13 protein-coding genes and 1 tRNA gene are annotated in these 16,300 nt (G+C 58.3%); 6 read left to right on the top strand and 8 right to left on the bottom strand.

The genetic code is table 11. The annotated features are described in order from the left end of the window. The first annotated feature begins 114 nt into the window (after positions 1 to 114). Together Q0792_RS01480 and Q0792_RS01475 are read left to right on the top strand one after the other, a co-directional pair. Positions 115 to 204 (top strand) — tRNA-Ser (locus tag Q0792_RS01480). Between the two features lie 471 nt (positions 205 to 675). Then, a complete protein-coding gene (locus Q0792_RS01475) occupies positions 676 to 1,023 on the top strand; it encodes a hypothetical protein (protein ID WP_298835836.1) in 348 nt (115 codons plus the stop codon). Positions 1,024 to 1,038: 15 nt separating this feature from the next. On the opposite strand, the gene Q0792_RS01470 is transcribed toward Q0792_RS01475, so the two are convergent. Both Q0792_RS01470 and Q0792_RS01465 read right to left on the bottom strand, forming a co-directional pair. Next, positions 1,039 to 1,935: a LysR family transcriptional regulator gene (locus Q0792_RS01470; protein ID WP_298835835.1), complete on the bottom strand. Its 897-nt coding sequence runs from the start codon at positions 1,933 to 1,935 to the stop codon at positions 1,039 to 1,041. Between the two features lie 399 nt (positions 1,936 to 2,334). Continuing rightward, the gene (locus Q0792_RS01465; protein WP_298835834.1) at positions 2,335 to 3,270 is read right to left on the bottom strand and encodes a LysR family transcriptional regulator; all 936 of its coding nucleotides are present in this window, start codon (positions 3,268 to 3,270) and stop codon (positions 2,335 to 2,337) included. 129 nt (positions 3,271 to 3,399) lie between these two features. Here Q0792_RS01465 and Q0792_RS01460 point away from each other — a divergent pair, with 129 nt between their 5' ends. The 4 genes from Q0792_RS01460 (at position 3,400) to Q0792_RS01445 (ending at position 8,714) form a co-directional block, all read left to right on the top strand. Beyond that, complete coding sequence (locus Q0792_RS01460; protein WP_298835833.1) at positions 3,400 to 4,407, top strand: TAXI family TRAP transporter solute-binding subunit; 1,008 nt, start codon at positions 3,400 to 3,402, stop codon at positions 4,405 to 4,407. 96 nt (positions 4,408 to 4,503) lie between these two features. Next, a complete protein-coding gene (locus tag Q0792_RS01455) occupies positions 4,504 to 6,720 on the top strand; it encodes a TRAP transporter fused permease subunit (protein ID WP_298835832.1) in 2,217 nt (738 codons plus the stop codon). A 1-nt stretch (position 6,721) separates the two neighbouring features. Beyond that, positions 6,722 to 7,960: an FAD-binding oxidoreductase gene (locus tag Q0792_RS01450; protein WP_298835831.1), complete on the top strand. Its 1,239-nt coding sequence runs from the start codon at positions 6,722 to 6,724 to the stop codon at positions 7,958 to 7,960. Positions 7,961 to 7,976: 16 nt separating this feature from the next. Further along, a complete protein-coding gene (locus Q0792_RS01445; protein WP_298835830.1) occupies positions 7,977 to 8,714 on the top strand; it encodes an aspartate/glutamate racemase family protein in 738 nt (245 codons plus the stop codon). A gap of 358 nt (positions 8,715 to 9,072) precedes the next feature. On the opposite strand, the gene Q0792_RS01440 is transcribed toward Q0792_RS01445, so the two are convergent. The 6 genes from Q0792_RS01440 to Q0792_RS01415 all read right to left on the bottom strand — a co-directional run bounded on the left by Q0792_RS01440 (position 9,073) and on the right by Q0792_RS01415 (position 15,638). Further along, complete coding sequence (locus Q0792_RS01440) at positions 9,073 to 10,053, bottom strand: 2-dehydropantoate 2-reductase (RefSeq protein ID WP_298835829.1); 981 nt, start codon at positions 10,051 to 10,053, stop codon at positions 9,073 to 9,075. Positions 10,054 to 10,063: 10 nt separating this feature from the next. Then, positions 10,064 to 11,575: an acyl--CoA ligase gene (locus Q0792_RS01435; protein WP_298835828.1), complete on the bottom strand. Its 1,512-nt coding sequence runs from the start codon at positions 11,573 to 11,575 to the stop codon at positions 10,064 to 10,066. 52 nt (positions 11,576 to 11,627) lie between these two features. Continuing rightward, positions 11,628 to 13,139, bottom strand: coding sequence for a tripartite tricarboxylate transporter permease (locus Q0792_RS01430; RefSeq protein ID WP_298835827.1), 1,512 nt, complete (start codon positions 13,137 to 13,139; stop codon positions 11,628 to 11,630). 24 nt (positions 13,140 to 13,163) lie between these two features. Next, complete coding sequence (locus Q0792_RS01425) at positions 13,164 to 13,667, bottom strand: tripartite tricarboxylate transporter TctB family protein (protein WP_298835826.1); 504 nt, start codon at positions 13,665 to 13,667, stop codon at positions 13,164 to 13,166. A gap of 26 nt (positions 13,668 to 13,693) precedes the next feature. Beyond that, on the bottom strand, positions 13,694 to 14,665 hold the full coding sequence (locus Q0792_RS01420) for a tripartite tricarboxylate transporter substrate binding protein (RefSeq protein ID WP_298835825.1): 972 nt from the start codon (positions 14,663 to 14,665) through the stop codon (positions 13,694 to 13,696). Between the two features lie 121 nt (positions 14,666 to 14,786). Then, the gene (locus tag Q0792_RS01415; protein WP_298838545.1) at positions 14,787 to 15,638 is read right to left on the bottom strand and encodes a universal stress protein; all 852 of its coding nucleotides are present in this window, start codon (positions 15,636 to 15,638) and stop codon (positions 14,787 to 14,789) included. Positions 15,639 to 16,300: the final 662 nt, after the last annotated feature.

The following is a 16,300-nucleotide window of genomic DNA, read 5'->3' as shown; positions in this document are numbered from 1 at the left end:
TAGTGGTTTAAAGATAAGGAGCAATGAAAATTCCCGTGTGGCGCGGGAATTGACCGATCTGCTCTTGCCAGCGCGTGCAAAGCGCTCTAAACGCGCCAGCACCAAGACCCCCGCGGAGAGGTGCCGGAGTGGTCGAACGGGGCGGTCTCGAAAACCGTTGTGGGTGCAAGCCTACCCAGGGTTCGAATCCCTGTCTCTCCGCCACACTGCCTGATATCCTGTTGTTAACTCGCAGTGATATCTCAGTCTCAGCAGAAGTTATCGCTTTCCCGAAACCGGTTGCGCGAAACAGTCCCCGACGGTTTGATACGTGATTGTCCGCCCAGGGCCCACGTTGGGTAAAATCGCAAATTTCCGCATTCTGAACCCGCGTTGTACGCATTCGCTGGTATGGCGCATTCCCGGAGTTGCCGAACTGGAACCCCATGAACCAGGCAGACGAATCCTGTTTTCTGAAACTGCCCGCCCGAATTGTCTGTAAAACTGCAAGCGGTACTTGCAGCGGTGCCCATCGACGCATTCTCTGCCGGGTAATAGTCTCCTCTCAATGGAAAACGGGCCTCGCAACGGAACATTCAGTGTGCTCACGACTGCACCGAACACCCCGTCAGCCGACGAATGACGCGAGCTCTTATGCGATCCAAACCACAAACTGTTTTTGCCTGGAGACATGATATGAAGAGAGTGTTTTTCGCACTGATGCTTGCACTCGCCCCGAGTTTGCCGGCGGCTGATGAAACGCCTGCCCAGAATCCTGTCTGGATGATGGTCGCATTCGAGGTTGCGAGCTATGATACCTGGCGGGCCGCTTTCGACAGTGACCTGTCACTGCGCCGGGATGCAGGCGAGTTGAGTTTCGAGATCAACAGATTCCCCCGCTTTCCCAATCAGATCATTGCAATCTTCAAGTGGGACAGCGCAGAACGCGCACAGGCGTTCATAAGCGACCCCGCGCTGCACGCATCAATGAAAGCAGGTGGTGTGGTAAGCAAACCAACAATCACCTTCCACGAAGAGCCGTAGTGGTTAAAACGGCAGTCAGTCCAGACCTGTCAGCAAGGCCCGGTTTTCCTTCAGGAACGCAACCAGGGCGTCCAGAACAATGCGCATCCGCTGAGAGCCACGGGCGGATTCGTGATAAATGACCCAGGAGTCTGTCTGGTCGAACGGGTCAGGAAAGACCCGTTCGATGGTTGGATGCGCATCAGCAAATGCGCAGAAGAGCGCGCCAATACCTGCGCCCTGCTCGATCATCAGGCGGGCGGAATCTGTATTATCCACCCGAATGCAGGGGCGCTCAGGATTGTCGAACCGGTCCAGAAAAGCAGACGGCTTTGAAGGAGAATTGCCGGTCCCGATCCGCACCAGTGTGTGGTCCCGCAGGTCGACCGGTTCGTTGGGACGGCCATTCTGCTGAAAGTAAGTTTTTGAAGCATAAAGACACCTTCCCCACGTAAACGAATATGCAATCACGAGACCCGGATGCGTGGGCGCACGCGTGCGGACCGCAATATCAGCCTCGCCCTTCGCGAGGTCACATGCAGCGATCGAACTGATAATATCCACGTTCAGACCCTCATGCCGCGCGGATAATTTCGAAACCAACGGACGCAGAACGTGCGCCGCCGTGGGAACACACGCTATCCTGACAGTACCCGTCGGCTGCTGGCGCATTGCGCTCACACGGGTCCGGGCTTCATTGACGACCGCGTCCATTTTCTTTGCGGCATCTGCAATGACCAGCCCTTCGGGCGTAAACGTAAATGCACCGCCGCCCCGTATGATTAAAGTTGTCCCGAAAACCTGCTCGGCAGCCGCCAGCCTCCGGCTGACAGTCGACCCATCCACAGCCAGAATACGCGCGGCTCCTGCAACCGAACCTTCGTCTTTCAGAGCGAGTATAACGCGGAAATCACTCCAGTTTGGGCTTGCCATAGATCACCGTTTTTCTGAGCTGTGATTTTGGTGCCTGTTACGGTTATGAGCAAGGAATACCTGCATCGCGCCCTTCTGTTCCGGCAACTGACGTCCCCCAAGACCCGGTCCCGTGCTAGCGTTCATCCTGCTGCGGTTTCTGACTGACATTTATCGAATAATCGAATAGGCAGCCCAGGGTAACAGGAATGTGGTTCGTCGCTGTTTCGGCGACAGCGTACCCAGCATTTTCCTGTGCGGACAAACAGGACCCGGGACGACAAATTTGCCAAAAGCAGGGTATGTTTTGTCTCCTGCGCACGTCAAAAGGCTGAAACGCTTTTGGCAGATACCCAAAATCGATCTTTCAGTGCCGGTAAGAGCAGCCCAAACCGCCTGCCGGGTGCCGGCTGACGCGTTTTAATGTGAGGGTCCTGCCCCCATTTCGTCAAACATCGTAAACAGGCTCTCCATCCAGCTGTCTTTCACCCGTGTTGCCAGTTGCGACGGCGGGCGATGCAGGGGGGTCAGCGTCGCATATTCATAACGGATGGGGGCGTCGAACGGCAGAAAGACCACCTGGCCGCCGGCAATATTCAACTCCTGCTCTGTCACAACCGTAAGCGGGTCCACAATCGCGCAGCAATGCCCCAGACTGATAAACGGGATCAGTGGCAGAAAGAACTGGGCCGCAATATTGGACTTGAACGTGGCATTTTCCTGCTGGAAAGCCTGTACCAGTTTGCGCGGGAACGGGTGATTGCCATGAAGTGTGCCGATAGAGTGGCCATCCAGGTCGGAAATGGTGATCCTCTCGTTCTGTGCCAGCACATGGTCGCGGTTCACGGCACAAAAGCAGTTCGAACTGATAATCTCGGAATAGTACTGCGGCGACTTACCTTCGGGCGCATCAAAATCTGCAAACCCGAAATCGATGCTCTGTGTGCTCGCCAGTTCCCGGATCTGAGGTGAGCTTCGCGACGATATCGTGGTCTGAAAGCTGGCATCGGACCCGATGTTCCTGCTGATAAAACGCGGAAAAATATAGGCCGAAGGTCCCGGCATCGCGGCCACGTTCAGGCTGCCGGTCTCCGCTGATCTCAGGCCCTTCATTGTGCCCGTAACCGTAGACAGCCGGTCCAGCACCATCGTTGCCTCGGCCAGCAGGTACTGCGCCTCGGGCACCGGCACCAACCGTCTGCCACGCCGTTCAAACAGCGACAGCCCGAGGCTCCGCTCCAGGTTTTTGATCGCCAGGCTGATCGCCGGTTGCGTACGGCCCAGCTTTTTGGCGGTTTGAGAGACAGAGCCGGACTCCATCACCTCGCGAAAGACGGTGAGTTGGGTGAAATTCATCCCCTTTATATAAAGAAAACTTTCCTTTTGTGAAATATAACAAATTTGTCTTTATGTGGTTTTCCCATAACCTGATGGAAACAAAGTTCGGCTGAACCGAATCTCGAATTCATCAACTGGGAGACTTCAATGAATATGATCAAAACCCTGGCGGGCATTGCACTGGCAAGCGCGCTGGCTGTACCAGCGGTCGCTCAAGACCCTACTTTTTTCCGCATCGGCACCGGCGGCGCCGGCGGCACCTATTTCCCCATCGGCGGGACTATCGCCAACGGCATCTCCGCCCCTCCCGGCTCGCGCCCCTGCGATGAAGGCGGCCAGTGCGGTGTGCCTGGTCTGATCGCAATTGCGCAATCGACCACCGCTTCTGTGTTCAACAACGCAGCCGTTCAGAATGGCGAGCTGGAAGCAGGCCTTGCCGCCGCTGACGTCACCCGTTCGATGTACCTGGGCGAAGGCAAATTCGAAGGCAAAGAACATCCCAAACTTCGCATTGTCGCCAATCTCTACCCCGAGGACCTTCACCTCGTCATGCCCGCAGGTACGTCCATTAACGACCTTGGTGACCTGGCCGGCAAACGTGTCGGCATCGCGCAGGCAGGGTCCGGCACGCAGGTCGCCGTTCTGCAGATGCTCGAAGCCTGGGGCGTTACCCGAGACAACATGGATGAAGCGGAACTCAACAACAGCCAGTCCGCAGAACGTCTGGCGGACGGTCAGATCGATGCGTATTTCTACGCCGCAGGCTGGCCCGTGGCCGCTATGGTGCAACTGTCGTCCACCAAGGGCATGAGCCTGCATTCCTTCAGCGAAGCTGATCTCGCCAAAATCAACGGGATCATCCCTGCCTACATCCCGTCTAAAATTCCGGGCGGTGTCTATGAAGGTGTCGACGAGGACGTCCTGACCCCTGCCGTGTCGGCGATGCTGGTCGTGTCGTCCGATCTGTCGGAAGAGCTGGTCTACGGTCTGACAAAGGCGCTGTGGAACGACAACACCCGCAAACTGCTCGACAACGGCCATGCCAAGGGCAAGCAGATCACGGCAGAAACCGCTCTTGACGGCGTTGCCGCACTTGGCGTCCCGCTGCACGCAGGCGCCGAGAAATTCTACAAAGAAGCCGGCCTTCTGAAGTAACTCTCCCCGACCAGACTGGTCACAGAAACCGGCGGTGCCCCCTCAATACGGGGCACCCCATTCTCCAACTGCACGCGCGCCAAGGGGGCATCTGTCATGTCGGACACCAACCAGACCGGTACACACGAACTGACCGCCGAAGAGCTCGCAGCGATCGAAGAAAAATACGATGAAGGGTCCGCTACCCGCGCCGTTGGCCCCACCACAGGCGTCATCCTGCGCGCTGTTGCGCTGAGCTTTGCAATCTACCATTACATCACCGCCGGTTTCGGCTTGCCCGCAGATCACTGGCACATGGGCTGGCACCTGACGGGACTGTTCATCCTGACCTATGCGCTCTTTCCCATTGTCGGGTCGAAAAGCCTGTTTGCGATGAAGGCCAGCGCGCTGCGCATCGGCAATATCCCTCTTTATGACCTTGTCTTTATGTTTCTCGGTGTTGCCTCGGCGCTTTACGTGGGCTTTGCATGGCGCGGCGTTCCGGTACTGGGCATAGAAGAACAGACCTTCCGGATGGGCAATCCCAACAGCTATGACGTTTTCTTCGGGGTCATCATCATCTTACTGGTCCTCGATATCGCACGACGCACCCTGGGCTGGGTCCTGCCGCTGATCATCTGTGTGTTCATCAGCTACGCCCTGTTTGGTCAGTATTTTCCCGGGTTGCTCAAACACCCCGGCGTGAACTTCAGGACTTTCGTATCCTCTATGTATTTCCCGCAGGAGGGTATCTTCGGGGTCACGCTCTGGGTGGTCAGCACAATCGTTTTCCACTTTGTTCTGTTCGGCGTCATCGCGCAACGCACCGGACTGGGCCAGCTCTTTATCGACAATGCCACGATTCTCGCAGGCCGCTACACCGGCGGGCCAGCCAAGGTGTCGGTCGTCTCCTCCGCCTTCTTCGGCACGATCTCTGGCTCATCCGTCGCCAACACCGTTTCGACCGGCGCGCTGACCATCCCCAATATGAAACGCCTGGGCTATCCGGGTCACTTTGCGGGCGGCGTCGAGGCTGCCTCTTCTGCAGGCGGCCAGATCACACCTCCGATCATGGGTGCCGCCGCCTTCATTATGGCCGAGTTCCTTGAGCTGCCGTACACCACCATCGTCATCGCCGCCATTTTTCCGGCGCTGCTGCACTATGTGGGCGTGTTCACCGTCGTTCACCTGATGGCCCGCAAGCTGGACCTCAAAGGTCTGACCAGGGAACAACTGCCGCAATTCAAAGCCGTCTGGGCGCAGGGGTGGGCCAATATTGTGCCTCTGATCGGCCTGCTGGTGGTGCTGTTCTCCGGCTACACGCCCTTTATGTCGGCTTTCTGCGGCATCTCGCTGGCGGTCGTTGCGGGCATGTCACGCCTGCGCGAACCGCCGACGCTGATCTATTCAGCCGCATTCATCGCTTTTGTTCTGTGGAAATTTTCCGGAGGCGGGTTTGATCTGATCATGACCATGATCCTCTGTGCGGGATCCGCAGTTGCCACGCTCAATCCGCAAGACCGTATCAAAATCCCCGAAATGTCTGCCGCGATGGAACTCGGCGTGAAATATGCGCTGGCCGTGGGCGCTGCCTCTGCCGCCGTCGGCATCGTTGTCGGCGTCATCAACACCACCGGCATCGGATTCCGCATCGGGTTCATGGTCACGCAGGGTGCGGGCAATCTGGCGTCTGACATGTTCGGGTTCCTGTCTCTTGGCGGTTTGTTTGAGTGGTTCACAGTGCAGGATCTGCAGCTCTTCATCTCGCTCGTCTTCATCGCGATTGCCTGCATCCTGATGGGCGCAGGGATCCCGACCACAGCGCTTTACATCATGCTGGTCTCTGTGGCGCAGCCGGCACTGGCACAGCTCGGCGTGCCACCGATCGCCAGCCACATGTTCGTGCTCTATTACGGCGTCGTATCCGAGATCACACCGCCGGTCTGTACCTCCGCCTATGCCGCCGCCGCGATTGCCAATTCGAACCCGTTCCGCACCGGCCTCTCGGCCTTCTCACTCGGGCTTGGCAAGGTCGTGGCCCCGATGGCCTTCGTCTATGCGCCGGTTTTGTTGTTTGTCTCCTCAACCGGTTTCGACATCTGGGAATTCAGCTATACGGCGACCAGCTGTATTGCAGGCGTCATTGCGCTGTCGACGGCTGTGGTCGGCTACTGGTTCGCCCCGATGGGCACCCTGTCACGGATCCTGATGGCCGTCGCAGGTCTTGTCTTTGTGGCCCCGTCACTGGCGGCTGATATGGTTGCGCTGGTCATTGCGTCACCCGTGATCATCACGCAAATGCTCGCCCGTCGGTCCACGCCGACCCCTGCCTGAGGTGGAGGAACCCGTCACCATCATCGGTGCTGGCATCGTCGGTATCTGCTGTGCTTTGTCACTGCAGGAACGTGGTGTGAAGGTCCGGCTGATCGACCGTGGCGCGCCCGGGCAGGAAGCCTCCTTTGGAAACGCCGGTGTCATCTCACCCTGGTCTGTCATCCCGCAGGCCATGCCGGGCATCTGGAAATCCATCCCCAGAATGCTGTTCAGCGCAGATGGCCCCTTATCCGTCAGACCAGCCTTCTGGCCCAGAATGATCCCATGGGGCCTGCGGTTTCTGTCCCATTCCAACGAGACCGCCGCACGCGCGGCCTCCGACGCGATGGAAATTCTCTGCCAGCCCTCTGTGATGCTGTACCGACGGCATCTTGAGGGCACAGGCCATGAAGACCTCGTGGCGGAAAGCTGGTATGTGCATGCGTTCCGGAATGCAGACAGCGCCAGCCTGCGTGACCTCGGCTTCCGGATACGCCAGGAAAAAGGCGCTGAGCTTGAGCTGATCGGCCAGGACCGGATCCGACAGGTAGAACCCGCCCTCTCCCCCGACTTCAAAGCGGCCGTCCTGATCAAAGGTCAGGCCAGAGCGCGCGCGCCCGGCCGGATCGCCGAAGTGCTCGCCGGAAAGGCCCTGAGCCAGGGTGCCGAAATCCTGCACGCCGAGATCACCGCCCTGGAGCGCAGAACCGACACAAGCTGGCATCTGACAACCACAACCGGCGCGATCAGGGCCCGGAAACTCATCCTCGCCGCAGGCGTCTGGAGCGCGGAACTGCTCAGACCGCTCGGCATCAGAATGCCGCTCGCCGCTGAACGTGGCTACCACGTTGCATTCGCCAACCCCGGCGTTACGCTCAATAATTCCGTCATGGACGTGGACGCCAAGATCGTCGCCAGCTCTATGATTGAGGGTATCCGGGTCGCAGGCTCATCCGAGTTCGCCGCCATCGACGCCCCAGCCGATCCGCGCAAGGAAAAGCTGCTGGCCCGGCAGGCCCACGCAATGCTGCCCGATCTCGATACCAGCGCAATGACCACATGGATGGGCCGCCGTCCGTCTTTCCCCGACAGCCTCCCGGCACTTGGGCCTGTCAGAAATCAGCCCGGCCTTTATGCCGCCTTCGGCCACTCGCATTACGGGCTGATGATGGCTCCCAAAACAGGCGAGCTGATCGCTGATCTCGTTGCAGGTGTCGCCCCGAACACAGACCTCACCCCATTTGAACCTCTCAGGTTCTGATCAGAAAGTACCCACCATGACACTCTTCCAGGGCGGCCAAAACATATGCGGCGCAACCATCGGCGTTCTGTGCCTTGAAAGCTATTTTCCCAAACCACCCGGCCACATCAAGAACCCTTCCGGCCTGCCCTTCCCTGTTCTCTACGAGATGATTGACGGGGTCACAGTCCCTGACCTGCTGAACAACCCGACACCGGACCTGCTGGAACCATTCCTGGCCGGGGCCAGAAAGCTGGAGCGTGAAGGTGTCCGTGCGATCACCGGCAGTTGCGGATTTCTGGCGCTGTTCCAGCGCGAACTCGCCGCCGCCGTAAACATTCCTGTCTTCGCCTCCAGCCTGATCCAGGTGCCGCTGGCCTTCCACATGACAGGCGCGACCGCCCCGGTCGGTATTCTGACTGCGGATGCCTCTGCCCTGACCGATACACATTTCAAAGCGATCGGTGCTGGCGACATTCCGGTTGCTGTTCAGGGGATGGAGGGCAGCGCCGAGTTTGCTGAAGTGATCCTGAAATACGAACGTACCGCAATGGACACCGACCTGATTGAGGCAGAGGTCCTTGACGCCGCCCGTAAACTGATGGCCCGTGCGCCGGATATACGTTCGCTGGTACTGGAATGCACAGATCTGCCACCCTATGCGTCGAAACTGCAGCAGGAATTCCGATTGCCGGTTTTTGATCTCACGACCCTGGCGACAATGGCCCATACCGTAGTTACCCGGCAGCCGTATTCTGGTCATATGCCCTGGTGAGCACGCCCCGGGTATTCCTGAAGGCTACCGGTATGGACCTTGGGCAGGATACCTGCTGGCAGAAGCGTCAGTTCAGAGCAGTTACCGCACCTGTCGCGATGCACGCTGCGCCGCGTGGCGGCTTCAGCTTTGTGACGCGGGATAATTGATTTCTGCAGGGCCGGTCCTGACGGGTTTCCGGCGTAAATCCCGCGTTTTTGACCGCGACCCCATTTGCTGGTACGTGCCGCGCCCGCGACACCCGGCGTCACGTGAACCTGGAAACTGCAGGGCTTTTCTGCCGTTAGCTTCAGTTGCGACCGGGGCCGTACGCTGTGGACGGCTCGCGGACGATGCACTGTCGCGGTGCAACCGCGCTTCAGGTATCGTAAAGCCCGGCGGTTTTACCTCGTAGCGCGATCAGCGACAGGACCGTATCAATTGTTGGCGTAGGCGTGTCTGTTACACGGCCAAGTTCCTTAACCGAGCCGACCAGCGCGTCGATCTCCATAGGGCGGCCCTGATCGAGATCCTGCAGCATGGAAGTGCGATGCGCGCCCACATCAGCGCCGCCCTGGATCCGGCGGTCAACGTCGATGGGAAATCTTACACCCAGTTTTTCGGCTATCGTCTGCGCTTCAATCATCATGTTGCGTGCCACCTGGCGCGTGCCCGGATCCGTGCACAAAACGTCCAGTGTCGCATGGGTCAGCGCAGAGATCGGATTGAACGAGAGGTTCCCCCAGAGCTTTACCCAGATTTCATCGCGGATCTTTGGTCTCACAGGAGCCCGCAGCCCTGCATCGGACAATGCACGGGAAAGGGCCAGCGCGCGGTCGGATTTTGATCCGTCCGGTTCCCCGAGCGAGAAGCGGTTGCCTTCGATGTGCTTGACCACGCCCGGTTCGATCACCTCTGCTGCCGGGTAGACCACACAGCCCAGCACCCGGTCAGGTCCGAAGCCGTCCCATTGCGCATTTCCGGGGTCGACGGTTTCAAGTCTTGTGCCTTCAAGAGGCCCCCCGATCCTGTGGAAATACCACCATGGCACCCCGTTCACGCCAGAGACAACAGTGGTCTGATCCCCGATCAACGGCTGCATTTTTGGCACGACAGGCGGCACGGAATGGGCTTTCAGAGTGACAATCACGTAATCCTGCGGGCCCAGGTCAGCTGCATCGTCAGAGGCGGTGACGTTCACGGTCGTCTCACCGCTGTCCTCAATCAGACGCAGCCCGTGCTCACGCATCGCTTTGAGGTGCGGACCACGCGCCACAAGACTGACATCTGCGCCCGCCTGTGCAAGTTTTGCACCCATATAGCCTCCTATCGCACCGGCCCCGAAAACACATATCTTCATGGTGCGTTCCTTAGCCAAGACCCAGTTTCTCGGCCAGACCGATGCGCTGGAGTTTGCCCGTCGCACCTTTGGGGATCTCATCCAGAATGAGGATTTTCCGCGGAACCTTGAAAGCGGCCAGGCGTTCACCGGCAAACTCACGAATGTCCCGGTCTGTGGCGCTCTGACCTTCTTTGAGGACAACTGCGGCGCCGACATCTTCCCCGAGTTTCGCGTGCGGGACGGCAAAGGTCACACACTGGCCAACAGCCGGATGATCAGACAGGACGCCATCAACCTCAAGCGGGCTGATTTTTTCGCCGCCCCGATTGATGATTTCCTTCAGCCGGCCCGTCAGGGACAAAAACCCGTCCTCATCAAACATGCCCTGATCGCCGGTACGAAACCAGCGCCTGCCGTCGGCTTCAAAGAAGTTCTTTTCGTTGGCCTCGGGGTTTCCTTCATACCCCGGTGTGACGTTTGGGCCGGAAATAGAGATTTCCCCGACACCTTCAATCAGGCGGTTTTCAACTTCGTGCGCGATGCGTACTTCGGGACCGGCGGGCAGGCCAACGGCTCCGGGTTTCTGGCGGCCCGGCTCAATCGGGTTGCAACACATCTGATGTGCAGCCTCCGTCATGCCGTAAGCTTCAACAACAGGCGCGCCGAACGTCTCTGCCAGCTGGGTCATAACAGGACCGGGAAGTGACGACGATGAAGACCGCAGAAACCGAAGGCGCGCGTTCCTGATGACCTCTGTATTGCGCGGGGCACGCGCCAGAATGGCCTGATGCATCGTCGGCACGGCGGTGTACCAGGTCGGGTTCACCTCTTCGAGCCATCCGTAAAATTTCAGCGCGTCAAAGCCGGGTGCGCAACTGATTGAGGCGCCGGCAGCAAGTGATGCGCTGACCGCAGCAATAAGACCGTGGATATGGAACAGTGGCATCACGTTCAGGCAGCAGTCCTCCGACGTCAGGGCCAGAGACGCGCAGATATTTTCCGCCGAGGCCGCGATATTGGACTGCAACAGCGGTACGATCTTGGGGCGCGAAGTGGTGCCGGATGTGTGAAGGATAAGGGCGACGTCATCAGCGGCTGGTGCCGTGTCCGGGGCGTCGCCGGTCACATCGGCAGACAGTTTAAAGTTACCGGCAGGCTCTGTCGCCGTGAGCTCAATCACTGTCATGTCAAACCGGTCTGCCGCGACGCGTGCGGGACCGTCATAACCGGCTTCGACGATGATCGCGCTGGCTTTGAGATCTTCGAGGTAGAATGCGAATTCTTCCTCCTTATATGCCGGGTTCAGCGGAGCCGTGGTCGCGGATTGCGCCACCGTGACAAATGCGGCGGCCATTTCCGGGCCGTTGGGCAGGACGATCGCAACCCGATCTGTGGCACCAATACCTGCGCCGCGCAAAGCGGCACGGACGTCTTCAGTCAGGCCTTTCAGATCGCCGTACGTCATCCAGTCCCGGCCGGGTGCACCAATTGCATCTGCGCTTTCGGGATGCCGCTGGATTAGGTCCTCAAGTATTGGCATGGCGTCTCTCTCATTTCGTTAGGTGGTTTTGTGGGGCAGATAACAGCGTTTTTCAGCCGGAAGCCACAGACCTTTTGCGGCGCAAAAGCCTGAGTGCCGGCAGCAGGATCAAAATGATCGCGACCACCGTGATCGGCCCGGCAATCGGCCTGTTAAAGAAAATCATCGGATCGCCGGATGACAAAAGCAGGGACTGGCGCAACGTCGGTTCAGCAATCGGTCCAAGGACAATCGCCAGAACCGCAGGGGCCAGGGGATAGTCGAACTTGCGCATGAAGAACGCGCCAAGCCCGAAAATCACAATCAGCCAGAGATCATGCATGCTGCGCGACGCTGCAAAACCACCCACGATGGACAACACAAAGATCAGCGGAGCAAGGATGGTGAAGGGCATCCGCAGCATCCAGACAAAGAGCGGGATAAACGCAAGGTTGATCAAAACCGCTGCCAGATTCGAGATATAAAAGGACCCGATGAGGCCCCAGACGAATTCACTTTCGTCAATAAAAAGACGCGGTCCCGGTGTCAGCCCCCAGATCACCATACCGCCCAGCAGGATCGCTGTCGTCGGGGAACCGGGAATGCCAAGGGTCAGCATCGGCAACATCGAGCCCGTGGACGCGGAGTTGTTTGCCGCCTCAGGAGCTGCGACACCGTCAGGTGAGCCGTGTCCGTATTCCCCCGGTGTCTTTGAAATCATCTTTGCAACACCGTAAGACATCAACGACCCCGGCGTGGCCCCGGCGGCTGGCAGAACGCCGACAAAAAAGCCCAGAACCGAGCCGATCCAGGTGCCTTTCCATCCACGACGCACTGCTTCTCTGGCGTCCGAGGCGAGCCCCTTTGCCGTCATCCGCGGATTTGTTGTCGTGATGTCGCCGCGTGTCTGCTCAATCGTCCAGAGCATCTCTCCGATGCCGTAGACACCGATGGCCAGCACGATAAAGCCGATACCGCGGATAAACCCCTGGATGTCAAAAAGCACAAGCCTCGGTTCGCCGGAAATCGTGTCAAACCCGACAGTCGCCAGAACCAGACCAAAACAGATCGAGAAGATCGTTTTGGGGATATCATCACCACCGAGACCCACAAAGGTCGCAAAAGCCAGCAGCATGAGGGCGAAGATTTCGGGTGGCCCGAAGTTCAGCGCGACTGTTGCCAGCAGCGGTGCGAAGAGGCTGAAAAACACGGTGGCCACTGTGCCGCCCACAAAGGACGCCAGAGCGGCCGTCACCAACGCCAGGCTGGCCCGCCCCTGCAGTGCCAGGGGACGTCCGTCAAAGGTAGTTGCCACGGCCGTCGAGGCACCCGGAATGCCCAGCGTGACCGACGAGATGGCACCGCCGTACATGGCGCCATAGTAGATAGCCGCGAGAAAAATAATGGCCGAAGCGGGTGGCACCAGAAACGTAACCGGCAAAAGAATGGCGACCCCGTTCACTGATCCAAGCCCCGGCATCGCGCCGATAAAAAGACCAACCGTCACACCGATCAGAATCAATCCGAGATTGATCGGCTCAAGCGCTGTTAAGACGCCACTGGCAAGAAATGAGAGAACTTCCATGATGATCCCCGGCCCCGGACTGCGTCAGTAGATGATGTCGTACATCAGATCGAAAAAAGGCTGTGTGAACGGCAGGCCCTGAGGCATCGAAACCTGCATCGCACCTTCGAAAAAGAAGAAGAGGCCGATCGGCAGTATCAGTGCGATTGCCAGCGTCAGAAGCCAGGAATGGCGCCCCAGAAACCGCAGATAATACACAAGAAACAGTGCAACGGCCCCGTACATCGACACGACAGATATCAACGCAACAAATCCGACAACCCCTCCGCCCACGTGAAGGACGGTTCGCCATCCGAAGGCATCCATAAGTGGTTCATCGGACACGGATGCCGGACTGTTGCCGCGCCACCAGTTCCAGGCGATGGCGAGGCAGCTCAGCAACATCCCCACCGAAAGCCAGAAGGGCCAGAATCCGCCCCCCGGCCCCTGGCCACGAATGAATCCGATGGGCAGCTCGGCGCTCTTCCAGATCAGGTACAGGGAAAAAAGGGCAAGGATCCCTGCGAGTGATATCTCACCTTGGCGCATCTCTGCCCCTTTCCGTATTGCGTATGTCAGCCGTCGATCTCAGACAGAAGCTTGCGGTGGTTTTCCACCTGCGTTGTCCAGTATGCGCGCGTCTGGGCTTCATCCATCGGCAGCGGAGACAGGCTTTCTGAAACAAGATAGGTCTGCCAGTCTTCGCCCTCATAGACCTTTCCGAACAGGTCACGATAATAGGCTGCAGCTTCGTCTGACATGCCCGGCGCACCGACGATGGCCCGCTGGTTATAATAGGAAAAATCGTGTCCTTTTTCTTTCAGTGTCGGCACATCCGGATAGGCATCCATGCGCTCGTCTGAAAAGGCCAGAAGCGGGATAAAATCACCTGCTTCGTAAAAGCCCTTGGCTTCGGCAGGATTGTTGACCGTGGCCATAATCTGCTGGCCTGCGAGGTCTTTGGCCACTGCGCCACCGCCGTCATAGGGAATGTACTTGATATCAAGATCGAACGCGCCCGACATATAGGCGATAACGATGGAATCTTCCTGACCTGTGCCGGTACCGCCCATGACGAACTCGCCGTCCATTTCACGAACCTTTTCGATATACTGCTCGAAGGTCGTGATGCCGGAGTCTTTGTGAACCCAGAGCACAAAGGGATCCACGCCCATCATAGTGATCGGTGTGAACTTTTCGATATCGACACCCAGACCTTCCTGGCGGATCGGGGTTGTGTAGAACGAATTCAGCGTCACCATGAGCGTGTGGTCGGGGTCGCGCGCATCCTTGAGATGCAGCAGCGCTTCGGCGCCTGATCCGCCGCCACGGTTTGTCGGGATCAGCGGCCGGTTCGTCATATCATTCGCTTCGACAACGGATTGCACGAACCGCGCGATCTGATCAGCGCCGCCACCCGACCCGGCCATGATCGTGAAATCAACCGGACGGGTGGGTTGCCAGTCCTCAGCCCAGGCTGACATGGGCAGTGTTGCAAGTGCGCTGCCGGCGGCAAGCCCCAGAAAAACTCTCTTTGAAAATTTCATTCTGTATTCCTCCCTGAATATGTCCGCTTTCCGGACGTGGATTTTGCGTATTCGCGCAAACTCTGAAACTGGCGGGGATGTCCCCGATGTCTTTGCGACGACCTTTCGTAACCGGGGTGGTTCAATGCGCCATCAGGATGGGCATTTCTGTCTTGTCGACGATGCGTTCTGTGTTGCCTCCAAAAAGCATTTCTGTCTCGTGGCTGTGGCTGTAGGCACCGGTGATCAGCAGACTGGCCCCGATCTCGTTGCAGGTCCTGAGCAGTCCGGTTGCGGGGTCTTTCCCCTCAAAAGCCATGACTTCAGCTGTGATGCCGCGCAATGCGTAGTAGGCAACAAGTTCCTCTGCCGAAGGTCCATGCACCTGCACCTTTCCGCCTGCAAGGATACTGACACGCCTGGCCGCGTGCACCACGTCGAGAGACGATGCAACGGCGCGGGCAGCAGGAAGCGATCCGTTCCAGCCAACGGCCACGTGCTGCGCAAAGGTTTCGTCAGGCTGCAACTGCCCCGGACAGATGAGCACGGGCCGCCCTGCACCATAAAGAGCAGCTTTCAGAGAGCTTTGTCCGAGATTTCTCTCTCTCTGAGGCTTCGGGAGAACGATAATATCCGACAGCCGCCCCGCATGTTTGACGACGTCGGCCATACGGCCCTGTTCCTCGACAAAATTACAGTTTGCAGAGCCGTTCTGGTCAGTATCCTCCTGGAGACCAAAGTCGCGGGCCAGGCGATGCAGGATGCCGCGCAGATGATCTTCCTGGCGGTTCGCAAGCTCGCTGGCCTGTTCCGTCATAACTTTCCGGGCGAAGTCGTTCAGGGCAATGCCCTGCGGGATCAGATCCTTCGGCTGCGCGCGGCAATGGACAACGTTGACCTGTGCCTCGTGCTGTTTGGCAAGTTCAGCGGCATGTGCGAGCACGGTCGCAACCATGCCATCGCCACGCACTGGAACAAGGATCGATTTAATCATAGCCAAGAGCCGCTTCTGGATGACAGCGCCACTACAACGCCCGAACTTACTCAGCGAGATATGCACCACGGGTGCAGTACCGCGCCGTCCGCAATGAACTGAGCGCGTAATTAAATTTCGTCAAGTATTTTTATTTTGAAATTTTATTGCGACATGAATTTCTCTATAATTTTTAAGCCGTTGTAAAACGTATGTTTTTCTGTATCCGAAAGTATACCGGACAAATGCGGGCCAGATGGGGGTGTCCTGATCAGATGACGGACCCATCAGCCAAAAGCCCAACCGCAACCTCCCAGCCTCGCAGTCAGAGCGGTCATCGCTCACCCTGACCAAAGGTTAAAAGACGGACGCCAGTACATGCAGCGTTTCCCCGGCGGCAACCTTTATTTTCTGCGTGCACGCGCCCGGTTTTTCGCCCGCCCGTTTCATGTCCACGTCTTCCTTCTGACGTGAACCGCTGAGGTTTCGCCCGGGCACTTGTTCCGGGTCAGATTTTGATGAAAACCCCTGACCATTCAGGTCACGCTCTGGTGGGCGACGGGCCCTGCCCTCTCGATGCGGACAACGCGGTAAGCTTCTGCGGTCCAAACCACGCTGCCGGCCAGATCGTGTACGACCTCGGGGACAGCCACCCGGCCCTGACGGCCCGGTAGCTGCACCTT

The organism is uncultured Roseobacter sp. (assembly GCF_947495025.1).
In the GTDB taxonomy this organism is placed as follows: Bacteria; Pseudomonadota; Alphaproteobacteria; order Rhodobacterales; family Rhodobacteraceae; genus Roseobacter.
The sequence above is the reverse complement of the archived record's forward strand: the minus strand, read 5'-3'. Positions and strand labels throughout refer to the sequence as shown.